12 protein-coding genes and 1 pseudogene are annotated in these 14,386 nt (G+C 61.4%); 11 read left to right on the forward strand and 2 right to left on the reverse strand.

Annotation, left to right across the window (positions count from 1 at the left end; genetic code table 11):
- The first annotated feature begins 7 nt into the window (after nucleotides 1–7).
- Genes GQR96_RS10895 through GQR96_RS10920 form a run of 6 tightly spaced genes read left to right on the forward strand, consistent with a single transcriptional unit; the run spans nucleotide 8 to nucleotide 6,442 of the window.
- On the forward strand, nucleotides 8–1,195 hold the full coding sequence (locus GQR96_RS10895; RefSeq protein WP_017898721.1) for an MFS transporter: 1,188 nt from the start codon (nucleotides 8–10) through the stop codon (nucleotides 1,193–1,195).
- Nucleotides 1,192–2,256 (forward strand): aldo/keto reductase, encoded by a 1,065-nt coding sequence (locus GQR96_RS10900; RefSeq protein ID WP_065904109.1) that lies wholly within the window; start codon nucleotides 1,192–1,194, stop codon nucleotides 2,254–2,256. Before GQR96_RS10895 ends, GQR96_RS10900 begins: the two co-directional genes overlap by 4 nt.
- Before the next feature lie 60 nt (nucleotides 2,257–2,316).
- Nucleotides 2,317–3,801, forward strand: coding sequence for an FAD-dependent oxidoreductase (locus GQR96_RS10905; protein WP_064177893.1), 1,485 nt, complete (start codon nucleotides 2,317–2,319; stop codon nucleotides 3,799–3,801).
- A gap of 2 nt (nucleotides 3,802–3,803) precedes the next feature.
- Entirely contained in the window at nucleotides 3,804–5,009 is a 1,206-nt protein-coding gene (locus GQR96_RS10910; protein ID WP_065904112.1) for an acetyl-CoA C-acyltransferase, read from the forward strand.
- Between the two features lie 13 nt (nucleotides 5,010–5,022).
- Entirely contained in the window at nucleotides 5,023–5,808 is a 786-nt protein-coding gene (locus GQR96_RS10915; protein ID WP_064150148.1) for an AfsA-related hotdog domain-containing protein, read from the forward strand.
- Nucleotides 5,789–6,442 carry an HAD family hydrolase gene (locus GQR96_RS10920; RefSeq protein ID WP_032455941.1) on the forward strand — a complete coding sequence of 218 codons (654 nt, stop codon included), beginning with the start codon at nucleotides 5,789–5,791 and terminating at the stop codon, nucleotides 6,440–6,442. The genes GQR96_RS10915 and GQR96_RS10920 overlap by 20 nt, the downstream gene beginning before the upstream one ends.
- 62 nt (nucleotides 6,443–6,504) lie before the next feature.
- On the opposite strand, the gene GQR96_RS10925 is transcribed toward GQR96_RS10920, so the two are convergent.
- Together GQR96_RS10925 and GQR96_RS10930 are read right to left on the reverse strand one after the other, a co-directional pair.
- Nucleotides 6,505–7,779, reverse strand: a complete 1,275-nt coding sequence (locus GQR96_RS10925) for a Glu/Leu/Phe/Val family dehydrogenase (RefSeq protein WP_004204074.1) — start codon at nucleotides 7,777–7,779, stop codon at nucleotides 6,505–6,507.
- A gap of 212 nt (nucleotides 7,780–7,991) precedes the next feature.
- Nucleotides 7,992–8,138 (reverse strand): annotated as a pseudogene (locus GQR96_RS10930) (hypothetical protein).
- A gap of 169 nt (nucleotides 8,139–8,307) precedes the next feature.
- On the opposite strand from GQR96_RS10930, the gene GQR96_RS10935 reads away from it, so the two are divergent.
- The 5 genes from GQR96_RS10935 to astE are packed head-to-tail and all read left to right on the forward strand — an operon-like array spanning nucleotide 8,308 to nucleotide 14,379.
- Entirely contained in the window at nucleotides 8,308–9,513 is a 1,206-nt protein-coding gene (locus GQR96_RS10935; RefSeq protein WP_064150146.1) for a bifunctional succinylornithine transaminase/acetylornithine transaminase, read from the forward strand.
- An 18-nt stretch (nucleotides 9,514–9,531) separates the two neighbouring features.
- Complete coding sequence (astA, locus tag GQR96_RS10940; RefSeq protein WP_074194081.1) at nucleotides 9,532–10,554, forward strand: arginine N-succinyltransferase; 1,023 nt, start codon at nucleotides 9,532–9,534, stop codon at nucleotides 10,552–10,554.
- Complete coding sequence (astD, locus tag GQR96_RS10945) at nucleotides 10,545–12,011, forward strand: succinylglutamate-semialdehyde dehydrogenase (protein WP_065904115.1); 1,467 nt, start codon at nucleotides 10,545–10,547, stop codon at nucleotides 12,009–12,011. Before astA ends, astD begins: the two co-directional genes overlap by 10 nt.
- A gap of 21 nt (nucleotides 12,012–12,032) precedes the next feature.
- Nucleotides 12,033–13,373, forward strand: a complete 1,341-nt coding sequence (gene astB / locus GQR96_RS10950) for an N-succinylarginine dihydrolase (RefSeq protein ID WP_004204080.1) — start codon at nucleotides 12,033–12,035, stop codon at nucleotides 13,371–13,373.
- Between the two features lie 10 nt (nucleotides 13,374–13,383).
- Nucleotides 13,384–14,379: a succinylglutamate desuccinylase gene (gene astE / locus GQR96_RS10955; RefSeq protein ID WP_017898713.1), complete on the forward strand. Its 996-nt coding sequence runs from the start codon at nucleotides 13,384–13,386 to the stop codon at nucleotides 14,377–14,379.
- The last annotated feature ends 7 nt before the right edge of the window (nucleotides 14,380–14,386 follow it).

Raw genomic sequence — 14,386 nt, forward strand, 5'->3', positions numbered from 1 at the left:
GTAACTTATGACTATTGCTGTTTCCCGTCCGGCGGGATTGCCTGCGGCGGTGTATGCGCTTTCCGTGGGTTCATTTGGTATTGGCACCACCGAATTTGTGATTATGGGTTTATTACTCGATGTGGCCCATGATTTTCATATATCCATTACTCTTGCCGCCTGGTCTATTACCGCTTATGCCTGTGGGGTGGTGATTGGCGCGCCGCTGCTTACGCCGCTATTAAGCCGTTATCGCAAAAAACCGGCGCTGTTATTTTTGATGATCTTATTTTCCATTGGAAATTTAGGCTGCGCGATCGCCGGTAATATGACCATGCTAATTATTGCCAGGGTAATAACCGCTTTCGCTCACGCTTCGTTTTTCGGAATAAGCTCAGTCTATGCCGCGGAGCTGGCGCCGGTAGATAAACGAGCTTCGGCGGTCTCCGCCGTGTTTCTCGGCGCCACCCTGGCCAATATTCTGGGCGTGCCGCTCGGCGCCTGGGTGGGGCAGTACCTTGGCTGGCGCTATACCTTCTATATGGTCACGCTGATCGGCGTTCTCTCCGCCCTGGCAGTCATTGCCCTGGTGCCTGGCCGTCAGGCGCAACCGTCGGCCCAGAGCAGGATCCGTGATGAGCTAAAGGTGCTCCGCCATCCCGCGGTGCTGCGCAGCCTGCTGATCACTGCCCTCGGGTTCTCCGGCGTCTTCGCCGCCTTCACCTACATCGCGCCGATGCTGAAAACCGTCACCGGGATGAGCGAACACCTTATTCCGCCGGTGCTGATGCTGTTCGGCGTTGGGATGGTCGCCGGGAATCATCTTGGCGGCCGACTGACCGACGGCGGCGTCCGCCGGGCGCTGCTGCTGACTCTCGCTTTGCTGAGCGTCGTCCTGTGCCTTTTCCCGTTGGCTATTCAGACGCTGCCTGGTGCCTGCGCGGCGGTGTTTTTGCTGGGGGCGGCGATGTTCTCCACCATTCCGCCGCTGCAGATGCAGGCGCTGGACAGCAGTGAGAGCGGTAAAAGCATGGTCTCCTCGTGCAATATCGCCGCCTTTAACCTCGGCAATGCCGGCGGCGCCTGGTTTGGCGGGCTGCTGCTCGCCTCTGGCGTCTCTCTATCTCACATTCCTCTGGCCGGTGCTTGCCTGACCGCCAGCGGATTGGTTATCGCTAGTGTGACGTTGTCACCTTTAAAAGGAAGTCAAGCATGAAGTATCGGTATTTAGGTTCCACCGGGCTGTCGGTTTCGGAGCTCTGTTTCGGCGCCATGACGTTTGGTGAGAAAGGGGCCTTTCTCGGCGCGCCGGGGCGCAACTGGTCGGAATTCGGCGTGGTGCCTGAGCAGACGGCCTACGATCTGGTGTACAAAGCGCTGGACGCCGGGATTAACTTTTTTGATACCGCGGACTGTTATAAGAACGGCCAGGGCGAAGAGCTGCTCGGCAACGCGCTGAAGGGAAAACGCCAGCAGGTGATTATCGGCACGAAAGGGCGCTGGCAAACCGACCCCAACCCGAATGCGCTGGGGGCGTCGCGCTACCATGTCATCAATGCCGTCGAGGCCAGCCTGCAGCGGCTGAAGACCGATTATATCGATATCTATCACCTTCACGGGTTCGATCCGCGCACCGCACTGGAGGATACCCTGCGCACGCTGGATACCCTGATCCGCGCCGGGAAAATTCGCTATATCGGGGTCTCCAACTACGCGGCCTGGCAGCTGGCGAAGGCGCTGGGGATCTCGGAGCGCCTTGGGCTGGAGAAATTCTGCGTCTATCAGGGCTATTACAATATCGCCGCGCGTGAACTGGAGCATGAGATTATCCCGCTCAGCGTCGATCAGAACGTCGGCATCACCGTCTGGAGCCCGCTGGCCGGGGGCTTTCTCACCGGCAAATACCCGCGCAATCAGGCGTTTCCCGAAGGTAGTCGCCTGGCGAACGCCACGCCGTTCGAATCCGCGCCGATCGCCAACCGCGAGCAGGCCTGGCAGACCCTGGAGGTGATGCAGGAGATTGCCCGCCAGCGCAACGCCAGCGTCGCGCAGGTGGCGCTCAACTGGCTGCGTACCCGTCCGGGGATCGCTTCGCTGGTGATCGGCGCGACCAAATTGGCCCAACTGGAAGATAACCTGGCGGCGCTGAACTGGACGCTGAGCGACGAGGAGACGGCGATCCTCAACAGCGTGAGCGAGAAAGAGAAACCATACCCCTACTGGCATATCTGCAATGTCGCCGGCGATCGTCGTCTGGCCGATGATATCTATCCCTAATCACCCTGCACCCAGGCAACACGCGTATGCCCCACATGGGGCATACAGAGAGGCTCGATCGTGAAAAAAGTACTCATTGTTGGCGCCGGCCCGGTAGGGTTAATCATTGGCTGCTATCTGAATAAGTATGGAATTGATTTTGATATCATTGATAAAAATACCCACAGCACCACCTGGTCCAAAGCGCTGAGCGTCAGTCCGGCGACCATTAAAGCCTTCCACGGCTTAGGCCTTGCCGGGGAACTGATCGCCCAGGGAAAACAGGTGCAGTCAGTCTACGCTTACTATAAAAACCGCAAATTTCTGCATATTGATAACCGCCGACTCGCCACCTGCTATCCCTTCCATGTCAGTATCCCGCAGCCGCGGACGGAGAAGATCCTCGAAACGGCATTAGCCGCCGCCGGGCGGGAGGTAAAACGCGGGCACCAGCTGGTCTCCTGGCGGCGGGAGGGGGAGCGCTATCACGTCTCCCTGCTCGACGATGCCCGTCGGGCCTGTTCCGCCGCTTATGACTATATTATCGGCGCCGACGGCGCGGCCAGCACCGTCCGGGAGCTGGCCGGGATCGGCTTTAGCGGTCATGACTATCCGCTGCATTTTGTGATGGCGGATGTGCAGTTCGACCCCGCGGCGGCGCTCCCGGGGACCTCCTACCATATTGATGAGCAAGGCTTTCTGATTTTCCTGCCCATGCCGGACAATCAGGTCAGGATTGTGATTAAAAAAGCCGGGCGCTTGCCGTCGCCGCGTCCGGTGCCGGACCTGCAGGAGATTAACGCCGCGCTGGCGCGCTACTGCCCTCAGGTGCCGCCGGCGCAGAGGCTCACCTGGTCCTCCAGCGCCAATTTCTATAACCGCATCGCCGATGACAATCTGCAGCACCATATTATGCTGGCGGGAGATGCCTTCCACCTGTTCAGTCCCATTGGCGGGCAGGGGATGAACACCGGCGTCCAGGATGCGGTGAACCTCGCCTGGAAGCTGGCTTTCTGTCTGCACGGCGTGGCCACTGACCGACTGCCGGCGTCCTATCGCACCCAGCGCTTCGCCGCGGTGAGCGGTGTGCTGCGCTCCACCGACTATGATACCGGCCTGATCGCCGGTCTGGTGCCGAGAAATCATATCGATGGGGTCTACTTTCCGGAGTTTTGCAACCGTCACTACTATCGTCACCAGCTGCCGCTGCAGTACGCCGGCTTCACCGCGACGCAGGCGCAGGAGCCGGACGGCCTCGCAGGACACCATGTTCCCTGGTACGTTTTTGCCTCGCCGCAGGCGACGTTTCGCAACAGCTATGACGCCTTCGCCAGCGGTAAGGTGGTGATCTTTTCCGCCCGCGCCGCCTGTCCTCCTTTGTCCCGCCTGAAGCAGGCCGGCTGGTTTATGTTCTGCCCCCTCGAGCCGGCGGACAAGGCGTTTCTTGAGGCGCTACAGATCGGTCCCGATGACTACGCGGTGGTTAATCCCGATGGCTATGTGGGCTTTACCGGCAGCGAAGCCGGGACGCGGCAGTATCTTTCCTCGCTCTACGTAATGGAATAATCATGAACAAAGTCTATATCGTCGCGGCCTGCCGTACGCCGGTGGGGCGCTTTCTTGGTGCCCTGAAAACGGTCTCCGCGGTGGAGCTGGCAGCGCTCACCGTCAGGCACAACCTGCAGCAGGCCGGCATTGACCCGGCGTGGATCGATGAGGTGATCTGCGGCTGCGTCCTCGCCGCCGGGCAGGGAATGGGACCGGCGCGTCAGGTTGCGCTGCGGGCAGGGATCCCGGTGCAAACGCCGGCTTACACCCTGAATATGATCTGCGGTAGCGGCATGAAAAGCATGACCGAAGGGGCGATCCATATCCAGAGCGGTTATGCCGACCTGGTGGTCGCCGGCGGAATGGAAAATATGAGTCAGGCGCCGTTTTTGCTGCAGGGAGAGATAAGGGGCGGGATGAAATTCGGCGCATTCAGCAGTGAGGATGTGATCCAGCGTGACGGGTTAACCGATCCGCTGCTGCAGATCCCGATGGGGGAAACGGCGGAGGCCATCGCCGCGCAGGAGCAGATCTCGCGCGCGGCGCAGGACCAGTATGCGCTGGAGAGCCATCAAAAAGCCTCCGCCGCCAGCCGTGCCGGCTATTTTGCCGATGAGATTGTGCCGGTGACGGTCAGCGCGAAGCGGGGCGTCAGCACGGTCCGCGAGGATGAGCCGATCCGCCATGATCTTAGCGCCGGGCAGCTGGCGGCGCTGAAACCGGCTTTTCGCGCTGACGGCAGCGTCACGGCGGGCAACGCCTCCGGGCTGAACGATGGCGCCGCGTCGGTGATCCTCGCTTCGGCGCGCGCCGTTGCCCGCTATGGCCTGCAGCCGCTGGCGGAGATCGTCTCCTTTGGCGAAGGCGGCGTCGATCCGTCCTTGATGGGGCTCGGCCCACTGCCGGCGATAGCGTGCGCCCTGCGCCGCGGTGGTTTTCAGCTCAGCGATATGGCCCGGCTGGAGATTAACGAAGCCTTTGCCGCGCAGGTATTGGGGGTGGTCAGGGGACTGGCCAGAGAGCATCAGATGACGGAGGAGGAGATTGCTTCCCGCCTGAACGTCCACGGCGGCGCGATCGCCCTCGGTCACCCGCTGGGCAGTTCCGGGACGCGGATCGTGGTCAGTCTGGTGCACGCGCTGCGCCGGGAGAATCAACCGACCGGCCTGGCGTCGCTGTGCATCGGCGGCGGGATGGGGATTGCGTTACTGGTGAAAACGATCTGAGGAGACAAGCGCCATGGAAAAATTAATTGTGGTGGGTGAGAAATTTACCGATTTTGCCCGGCGGCATGAGAATGTGCTGACGGTTAATGAGTTTGAGCGGTTTGTCTGGAGCGGCGAGCTGGCCGGCGTCGATAAAATCGTTATTGGTCAGGGGGTACAGCTCGACGACATCTCCCGCACCATCTGCATTATTCGTCAGCACTATCCGGACAAAATCCGCCAGATCGTCAATCTGCAGGATCTCTATTATCAAAACAACCGCGATCATCAGCGGTTGGTACATAAACGTAAAAAAGCGAATATCCTCATCACCTCGCCGGAACAACGCGATGAGGATAGCTATTGCGCGCGCCTGATCCTGCAGGATGCCTCGGAGTTACTCTGCGACCACCAGACCGGGCAACATATTCAGGGGATGGTGCTGATCGAGGCGGCGCGGCAGACCATCATCGCCACCTCGGAAAAATTCCTGCTGGCGGAGGCCGGCGTGGCAATGGCGGAGAAGTACTTTACCCTGAGCTCGCTGCAGGTGGCCTTTTCCTGCTTTGTTTTTCCGCTGCCGGTGACCATCGTCCTCAATGTGGTGTCACGCAAAAGTTCAGCCCATGGCCGCTTTACCTGCGAATGCTCGGTGGGGTTTGACCAGACCGGCACCCGCAAAGCGGAAGTTGGCTTTAGCTTCAGCGTCTATGACCTTAACTACATCACTCGCAAAGAGTGCGAGCAGGCGGCGCAGTGCCATCAACATTATCTGGTCAGTATTGAGCAGGGGGACGGGGATGAGCATCGCCTTTTTTGATGTGGATGAAACGCTGATTACCGGCAAAAGTATGTTCCTGTTTCTGCACCGCTATGCCGAGGAATATCCGCTGCAGTGCGGTTTGACGGCCGCGGCGATTGTCCGCCAGCTTCAGGCGCTTAGCGAAGCGGGTCAACCGCGGGAAGCGATCAACCGCTACTATTACTCGCTGTTTCGCCACGAGTCGCGCCCCCGGGTGCGGGCGGTCGCCGAGCGTCTGTATCGCGAAGGCGGATATGGTTTTCACCACGAGGTGGTGGCGCGCCTCAGGCAGCATCAGGCGCGGGGGGATGACGTGGTGTTTGTCTCCGGGTCGATGACCGACATTCTCTGGCCGGCGATGGCGGCGCTGGGGGTGGAACATGCCCTGTGCTCGGAGCCGGTGGTGGTGGATGACCGCTATACCGGCGAGCTCTGGCGAACCGCCATCGGCGAACACAAGGCGACGCATGCTCAACGCTACGCGCAGAAACAGGGCCAGCCGCTGGCGGCGTGCTACGCCTTTGGCGATCATATCTCGGATCTGCCGCTGCTCACCGTGGTTGGTCACCCCTGCGCGGTGAATCCCTGTCCGGGTCTGCTGGCGGAGGCGCAGCATCGGGGATGGCCAGTGCTGTGGTCCACCGTCGGCTGACGGCGCGACGGCAAAAAAAAGGGGCGGCGCAATGCCACCCCTGGTGCACTTTCTGACGGGGATCAGCCCGGGTAGATGCCGCGGTCTTTACGCGCCATCAGGATGCGCTCGCAGGCTACGATATAGGCGGCGGTACGCAGCGTACATTCTTTCTCGGCCGCTTTATCGCAGACGTGAATGATGGCGTCGGTCATGATGCGGTCCATCTTGGCGTTGATCTCCTCTTCGCTCCAGAAGAAGCTGGCCATGTCCTGCACCCACTCAAAGTAGCTGACGGTCACCCCGCCGGCGTTACAGATAACGTCCGGCACCACGATCACCCCGCGCTCGGCCAGCACATCGTCCGCTTCCGGATAGGTTGGGCCGTTGGCCCCTTCCAGCACCAGTTTGCAGGTCAGCTTCTCAGCGCGCTCGCGGGTGATTTGCCCTTCCAGCGCCGCCGGGATCAGGATGTCCATTGGGGTGGTCCAGAAAGCCTCTTTATCAATCTCCTGGGCGCCCGGGAAACCCGCGATCTGCTTTTTCTCCGCCTGCCAGGCGGTGAGGGCGGCCATATCAATTCCGCCTTCGTTGTACAGGGTGGCGGTGTGATCCTGAATAACCACGATACGGGCGCCGACGCCGGCGAACAGGCGCGCCGCTTCGCTACCGACGTTACCAAAGCCCTGCAGCGCCACTTTAGCGCCTTCAATTTCGATGCCGGCGCGACGGGCCACTTCCCGGCCGGTGACGAACACGCCGCGTCCGGTGGCTTTTTCACGACCGAGGGAGCCGCCGAGGTGGATCGGTTTGCCGGTGACCACGCCGGTGATGGTGGTGCCATGGTTCATGGAGTAGGTGTCCATCATCCACGCCATCACTTTGCCGTTGGTGCCAACGTCCGGCGCCGGAATATCTTTCTGCGGCCCGATGATAATGCCGATTTCGCTGGTGTAGCGGCGAGTCAGGCGTTCCAGTTCACCTTCCGACAGCGAGAAGGGGTCGACGCGGATGCCGCCTTTGGCTCCGCCGTAAGGAATATTGACCGCGGCGCACTTAATGGTCATCCAGGCAGAAAGTGCCATGACTTCGTTAAGATCGACATCCGGATGGTAGCGAACACCACCTTTACCCGGTCCACGCGAAAGATTGTGCTGAACGCGATAGCCCTCGAAGTGGCGAATGGTGCCGTCGTCCATCTGCACAGGGATGTCGACGATCAGCGCACGCTTCGGATGGCGCAGGGTTTCCACCCAGTAGGCAAGATCGCCGAGATAAGGCGCAACACGGTCGATCTGGCGCAGGTAGGTGGTCCATGGAGATGTACTACTTTCAGATGCGTAAGATAACTTTTCCATAAGAGTCCTGTTTCTCAGTGTTATTTATGTCGTGTAAAACCGTGGAATAGCTACAGCAGTAAACTCTGTGCAATGAATGGTATCACCAATTTTATAAAGCGGTATTTGACGGCAATTCCGATTTTTAAATTTTTGTTAGATTTTTTATTTTTTAAGTGAATAACTACGCACAAGAACCACCCGCAAGCTGTGCATTTTAATTCACTTTTTATTCACTTAAGTGAATAGGAAAATATTTTTTCTATGTTTTTCATTATCTTGATGATCTTCAAAAAGTGAATAAATTGCGTTTCCCCGTATTGACAATCTTATTGTTCACAGGCCAGCATTAGCCCACACAACAACATGGCATTAACCATGAATTAACAATTACCCGCATAAAGAATAGGGCTTATCTTTTCTGTGGTGAATATTTTTACCATCGCAGCGGGCGCGCTCGTGCCCAAAATAAGCCGAGGGTCAGGGTTAATGTCGATTGTCCAACGCGACGGGAGGGTTTTCCGTCGCCTTACGTTCCGGAGATAAATTATGTCAGGCAGCATGACTCGCGAAGATTTTGACGCTTACCTGGTTCCCTGTTTTGCCCCCGCGCCGTTTATTCCGGTGAGGGCGGCGGGCTCCCGCGTCTGGGACCAGCAGGGGAAAGAGTATATTGATATGGCGGGCGGCATCGCAGTGAACGCCCTGGGCCATGCTCACCCGGCGCTGGCAGAGGCCCTGCAGGGGCAACTGGCGAAACTGTGGCATATCGGCAATGGCTATACCAACGAACCGGTGCTGCAGCTGGCGAAAACCCTCGTGCAGTCCACCTTTGCCGACAAGGTGTTCTTCTGCAACTCCGGCGCCGAAGCGAACGAGGCGGCCCTTAAGCTGGCGCGGAAATATGCCCACGATAAGTTCGGCGGTGAAAAAAGCGAAATCATCGCCTTCAACCACGCCTTCCATGGCCGCACGCTGTTCACCGTCTCCGTCGGCGGCCAGCCGAAATATTCCAGCGATTATGCGCCGCTGCCGCAGGGCATTACCCATCTGCCCTATAACGATATCGAGGCGGTGACTGCGGCGATCTCCTCGCGCACCTGCGCGGTGATTGTCGAGCCGATTATCGGCGAAGGCGGGGTGATCCCGGCGGACCCGGCGTTCCTCCAGGCGCTGCGCGCCCTTTGCGATCGCCATCATGCCACCCTGATATTTGATGAGGTACAGACCGGCGCCGGGCGTACCGGCCATCTCTACGCCTACCAGCATTACAACGTCGTCCCGGACATCCTCACCAGCGCCAAAGGGCTGGGGGGCGGCTTCCCGATCGGCGCGATGCTGGCGAAAGAGGCCTGGGCGCAGGTCTTCCAGCCAGGCACCCATGGCACCACCTTCGGCGGCAACCCGCTGGCGGCGACCGTTGCCAACGCCGTGCTGGCCCATCTGGATGCGCCGCTGCTGGCGGGCGTCGGCGAGCGCCATGCGCTGATCGTCGACCAGCTGAATGCCCTCTCTGCCCGTTACGATGCGTTTAGCGCCGTGCGCGGCGCCGGTCTGCTGATCGGCGCCGAGCTGGCGGGACCGCTGCGCGGGAAGGCCAAAACCCTGTCCAACCTGGCGGCGGAAGAGGGTGTGATCGCCCTGATTGCCGGTCCGGACGTGCTGCGCTTCGCGCCGGCGCTCAATATCCCGCTGGCAGATATTGCGGAAGCCTTCGTGCGCCTCGATCGCGCCGTTGCCCGCTTAACCCGCTAACCGGGAGGACGGCCTGTGATGCTATTTCGTCCCGTACGGGAAAACGATCTTGACGACATCGTCCGCCTTGCCGCGCGGGCGGGGGTCGGCATGACCTCCTTACCCCATGATGCCGGGCGCCTGGCCGCCCGGATCCGCCGCAGCATTGACACTTTCGCCGGCGCGCTGCCGCGCGGCCAGCAAGGCTTTCTGTTTGTGCTGGAAGACACCGCGCTGTCGCGGGTGGTGGGGGTCAGCGCCATTGAGGTGGCGGTAGGCCTGGACGAGCCGTTTTACAATTTTCGCATTCAGAAAACGGTCCGCGCCTCGAAAGCGCTGGGGGTCTACAAGCCCCAGGAGCTGCTCAATCTGAGCTATGACCACACCGGCCACAGCGAGCTGTGTACGCTGTTTCTCGACCCCGAGTATCAGCGCAACCGCAACGGTCTGCTGCTCTCCAAAGCGCGGTTTTTGTTTATCGCCGCCTTCCGCGAGTGGTTTTCGCCGCACCTGTTTGCCGAACTGCGCGGCTGCAGCGATGAGCAAGGGCAGTCGCCGTTCTGGGATGCGCTGGGCCATCACTTCTTCGAGATCCCGTTCGCCGATGCCGACCGGCTGACCGGCACCGGCATGAAAACCTTTATTGCCGAGCTGATGCCGGCGTACCCGATCTATATCTCGCTGCTGCCTGAGAATGCCCGTCAGGTCATCGGTCAGGTGCACCCCAACACCGCCCCCGCGCGGGCGATCCTCGAGAAAGAGGGGTTCAGCTGGCGCGGCTCGGTGGATATTTTCGATGCCGGTCCGGTGCTGGAGGCGGAGACCGATCAGATCCGCGCCGTGCGCGACTGCCAGTGCCTGCCGGCTCAGCAGCTAACGGGCACGCTGTCGGCGCCGACCCTCGTCGCCAACGGTCAGTTCGACAATTTTAGGGCGCTGCTGGTGGCCCACGAAGAGCAGGTCTCACTGGACGCCGCCGCGCTGGATGCGCTGCAGGTCACTGAGACCGACCGCGTTTATACGGTAACCCTGAACCCAGAGGAAAACAGATCATGGCGGTAAAAGCACAGTTCATAGCCGGGCAGTGGCAGCCGGGCAGCGGCGCAACGATGAGCAAACTGGCCCCGGAGGATCAGTCTCTGCTGTGGCAGGCGGCCAGCGCGGGGGCCGACGACGTCCAGGCGGCCTGCGCCGCGGCGCGCGCCGCGTTTTATCCCTGGTCGCACCGCCCGCTGGCCGAGCGTATTGACGTCGTACAGCGTTTCGCCGCGCTGCTGGAGACGCATAAAGAGGCGCTGGCGACCCTGATTTCCCGGGAGACCAGCAAGCCGCTGTGGGAGACCCGCACCGAAGTGCAGGCGATGATCGGCAAAGCCGCCATCTCCATCGAGGCCTATCACCAGCGGACGGGCTTTCACGAGTCGACGCTGCCGGACGGTAAAGCGCTGCTGCGCCACAAGCCGCACGGCGTGATGGCGGTCTTCGGCCCTTACAACTTCCCGGGCCACCTGCCCAACGGGCATATCATTCCGGCGCTGATCGCCGGGAATACTATCGTATTTAAACCCAGCGAGCTGACGCCGGCCACTGCGGAACTGACGGTCCAGCTGTGGCAGCAGGCGGGCGTCCCCGACGGGGTGATTAACCTGCTGCAGGGCGGGAAAGCCACCGGCCAGGCGCTGCTGGAAAACCGCGATATCGACGGCGTGCTGTTCACCGGCAGCGCAGCGGCGGGTTTCCACTTCCATCGCTACTTCGGCGGCCAGCCGGAGAAGATGCTGGCCCTCGAAATGGGCGGCAACAACGCGCTGATCGTGGCTGATGTGGCCGATGTCGATGCGGCGCTGCATGTGATTATCCAGTCGGCGTTTATCTCCGCCGGACAGCGCTGCACCTGCGCGCGCCGGCTGATTGTTCAGCGCGGCGAGCAGGGGGATGCGCTGCTGCGGCGGCTGGTGGAGGTCAGCGCGCAGATCCGCGCCGGGAAATGGGATGACCAGCCGGCGCCGTTTATGGGTGGGGTGATTTCCCTTGAGGCGGCGCAGAACATGCTGGCGGCGCAGCAGAAACTGGAGGCGCTTGGCGGCAAGGTGCTGCTGCGCCTGCGCCAGCCGGATCCGCACTCCACGGTGCTGACCCCGGGGATCGTCGACGTCACCGGTATCGAGGTGCCGGATGAAGAGTACTTTGGCCCGCTGCTGACGGTTATCCGTTACGACGACTTCCCGGAGGCGATTCGCCTCGCCAACCAGACCCGCTATGGCCTGGCCGTGGGGTTGATCTCCAGCGATGCGGCGCAGTTTGACCAGCTGGCGGACGAGGCGCGCGCCGGGATCGTCAACTGGAACAAGCCGCTGACCGGCGCTTCCAGTAAAGCGCCGTTTGGCGGGGTGGGCGCCTCCGGAAACCACCGCGCGGCAGCGTGGTACGCCGCCGATTACTGTGCCTGGCCGATGGCCTCTCTGGTCAGCGACACGCTGACGCTTCCGGCGAACGTATCGCCGGGCCTGCCATTCTGATAACGGATCCTGTGAGGACATATGTCTGGTTTTGAAGCTAACTTTGATGGCCTGGTCGGCCCGACGCACCACTATGCCGGACTCTCCGTCGGCAATGAAGCCTCGCAAAATAACCGCGATGGTCTCTCTAACCCTAAAAAGGCGGCGCTGCAGGGGCTGTATAAAATGAAAGCCCTTGCCGATCGCGGATTCGTGCAGGGGATTCTGCCGCCGCAGCCGCGGCCGAACCTGCGTCTGCTGCGCGACCTGGGATTCGAGGGCAGCGATGAGCAGGTCATCCGCCAGGCGGCCCAGGCGGCGCCGCAGCTGCTCTCCGCCTTCAGCTCCGCCTCGTCGATGTGGACTGCTAACGCGGCGACCGTTTCGCCGTCGGCGGATAGCGCCGATGGCAAAGTTCATTTCACCGTCGCCAACCTGAACAATAAGCTGCACCGCATGCAGGAGGCGCCCACCACCTCGGCGATCCTGCGCGCCACCTTCGCCGATCCGCGCTACTTCGCCCACCACGCGGCGCTGCCGCAGCATGGCGACCTCGGCGACGAAGGTGCGGCCAACCATAACCGCTTCTGTCGGGAGTATGACCGGCAGGGGGTGCAGCTGTTTGTCTACGGTCGACGCGCCAGCGGCGGGATCGCCCCGGTGAAGTATCCGGCGCGGCAGACCCTGGAGGCCAGCGAAGCAGTGGCTCGCCTGCATCAGCTGGATCCGCGCTACACGGTGTTTGCCCAGCAGGCGCCGCAGGCTATCGATCGCGGCGTGTTTCATAACGACGTTATCGCGGTCAGCAATCGCCATGTGCTGTTCCACCATCAGCAGGCGTTTGTCGATCAGTCGACAGTATTGGCGACGCTGCGGGCAAAAAGCGACAGTCTCGATATTCCGTTTACCAGCGTGGAAGTGCCGGACGAGCGGGTGTCGCTCGATGACGCGGTGGCCTCCTATCTGTTCAACAGCCAGCTGCTGAGCAAACCCGACGGCAAGATGCTGATTGTGGTGCCAGAGGAGTGCCGCCAGCGGGAAAACGTCTGGCGTTACCTGAGCGATCTCGCGGCCGACAGCGCGTCGCCGATCGATGAAGTGGCGGTTTTTGACCTGCGGGAAAGCATGCGCAACGGCGGCGGCCCGGCCTGCCTGCGGCTGCGGGTGGTGCTCAACGAGTCTGAACGTAAGGCGGTCAACGCCCACAGCCTGATGAACGACGAACGTTACCAGCAGCTGACGGCGTGGGTGGAAAAACATTACCGTGACCGGCTGCACGCCCGCGATCTGGCAGACCCGCAGCTGCTGCGCGAAGTTTATCAGGCGCTGGATGAGCTGACGCAGATCCTGCGTCTGGGCGCTGTCTATGATTTTCAGCGTTAAGGAGCGGCAGATGGAGCATCTGGTTAACGATTTACTGCACTGCCGCCTGCAGGCGTGGACCTTTCCGGCGGACATCGAGGCCCGCTGGCTGGGCGAGGGCATCCTGCAGCTGCTGCCGGCCACGCCGTGGCGTCAGGCGACGATCCTCTCCGCTGGCGTCCATGGCAATGAGACCGCGCCGACCGAGCTGCTGCTGCAGCTGACTCACGATCTGAGCCAGGGGCGGCAGCCGCTCAACCAGGCGCTGCTGATCGTTTTTGGTAACCTGCCGGCGATCCGCGCCGCGCGTCGCTATCTGCACAACGACCTCAATCGCCTGTTCGGCGGCCGCCATCTGGCGGTCACCCCGGGCAATGAGTCGCGGCGGGCTTTTGCTCTCGAGCAGGCGGTGCAGGCCTTCTATCGCGCCGCCGATGCGGCGGGGCCGGTCAGCCGTAGTCATCTCGATATGCATACTGCCATTCGCGGGTCGCTGTATCGCCAGTTTGCGCTGCTCCCGGCCCACGAGGAGGATTTTTCGCCCGGCTTCTATCAGCTGCTGCAGGCCAGCGGGATGGACGCCATCGTGCGCCATACCGAAGCGGGCGGGACCTTCACCCACTTCACCTGCGAAAAGTTCGCCGCGCAAAGCGCCACCCTTGAGCTGGGAAAAGTGATGCCGTTCGGCGCCAACGATCTTAGCCTGTTCGCCGCCGCCGACGCGGCGATCCGGGCCTGGATTTCTGACGCGCCGCTGCCGGCGCGCGATAAAGCGCCGGTGGATTACTTCCTGGTCGAGGAGAGCATCATCAAGCGCGAAGGGGAATTTACGCTCAATCTGGCGGCCAACGTCGAGAACTTCACCGCGCTCCCGGCAGGGTATGAGATCGCCCGCCAGGCAGAGAAACGGTGGGTGGTGCAGGCCCGTGCCCCCTATATTCTCTTTCCCAATGCCGGGGTCGCTACCGGCCAGCGCGCCGGGCTGCTGCTCCGCGCCGCGGCGCTTCACCTCCCGCAACCAGCCTGAGGAAACA

Source organism: Klebsiella sp. PCX (assembly GCF_021869705.1).
In the GTDB taxonomy this organism is placed as follows: Bacteria; Pseudomonadota; Gammaproteobacteria; order Enterobacterales; family Enterobacteriaceae; genus Klebsiella; species Klebsiella quasipneumoniae.

Bases quoted from the DNA above. Each gene is read 5' to 3' on its own strand.
- GQR96_RS10925 (WP_004204074.1), bottom strand. From the start codon at position 7,779: ATGGAAAAGTTATCTTACGCATCTGAAAGTAGTACATCTCCATGGACC.
- GQR96_RS10935 (WP_064150146.1), top strand. From the start codon at position 8,308: ATGTCAGGCAGCATGACTCGCGAAGATTTTGACGCTTACCTGGTTCCC.
- GQR96_RS10895 (WP_017898721.1), top strand. From the start codon at position 8: ATGACTATTGCTGTTTCCCGTCCGGCGGGATTGCCTGCGGCGGTGTAT.
- GQR96_RS10915 (WP_064150148.1), top strand. From the start codon at position 5,023: ATGGAAAAATTAATTGTGGTGGGTGAGAAATTTACCGATTTTGCCCGG.
- astE (WP_017898713.1), top strand. From the start codon at position 13,384: ATGGAGCATCTGGTTAACGATTTACTGCACTGCCGCCTGCAGGCGTGG.
- GQR96_RS10910 (WP_065904112.1), top strand. From the start codon at position 3,804: ATGAACAAAGTCTATATCGTCGCGGCCTGCCGTACGCCGGTGGGGCGC.
- astA (WP_074194081.1), top strand. From the start codon at position 9,532: ATGCTATTTCGTCCCGTACGGGAAAACGATCTTGACGACATCGTCCGC.
- GQR96_RS10920 (WP_032455941.1), top strand. From the start codon at position 5,789: ATGAGCATCGCCTTTTTTGATGTGGATGAAACGCTGATTACCGGCAAA.
- astB (WP_004204080.1), top strand. From the start codon at position 12,033: ATGTCTGGTTTTGAAGCTAACTTTGATGGCCTGGTCGGCCCGACGCAC.
- astD (WP_065904115.1), top strand. From the start codon at position 10,545: ATGGCGGTAAAAGCACAGTTCATAGCCGGGCAGTGGCAGCCGGGCAGC.
- GQR96_RS10900 (WP_065904109.1), top strand. From the start codon at position 1,192: ATGAAGTATCGGTATTTAGGTTCCACCGGGCTGTCGGTTTCGGAGCTC.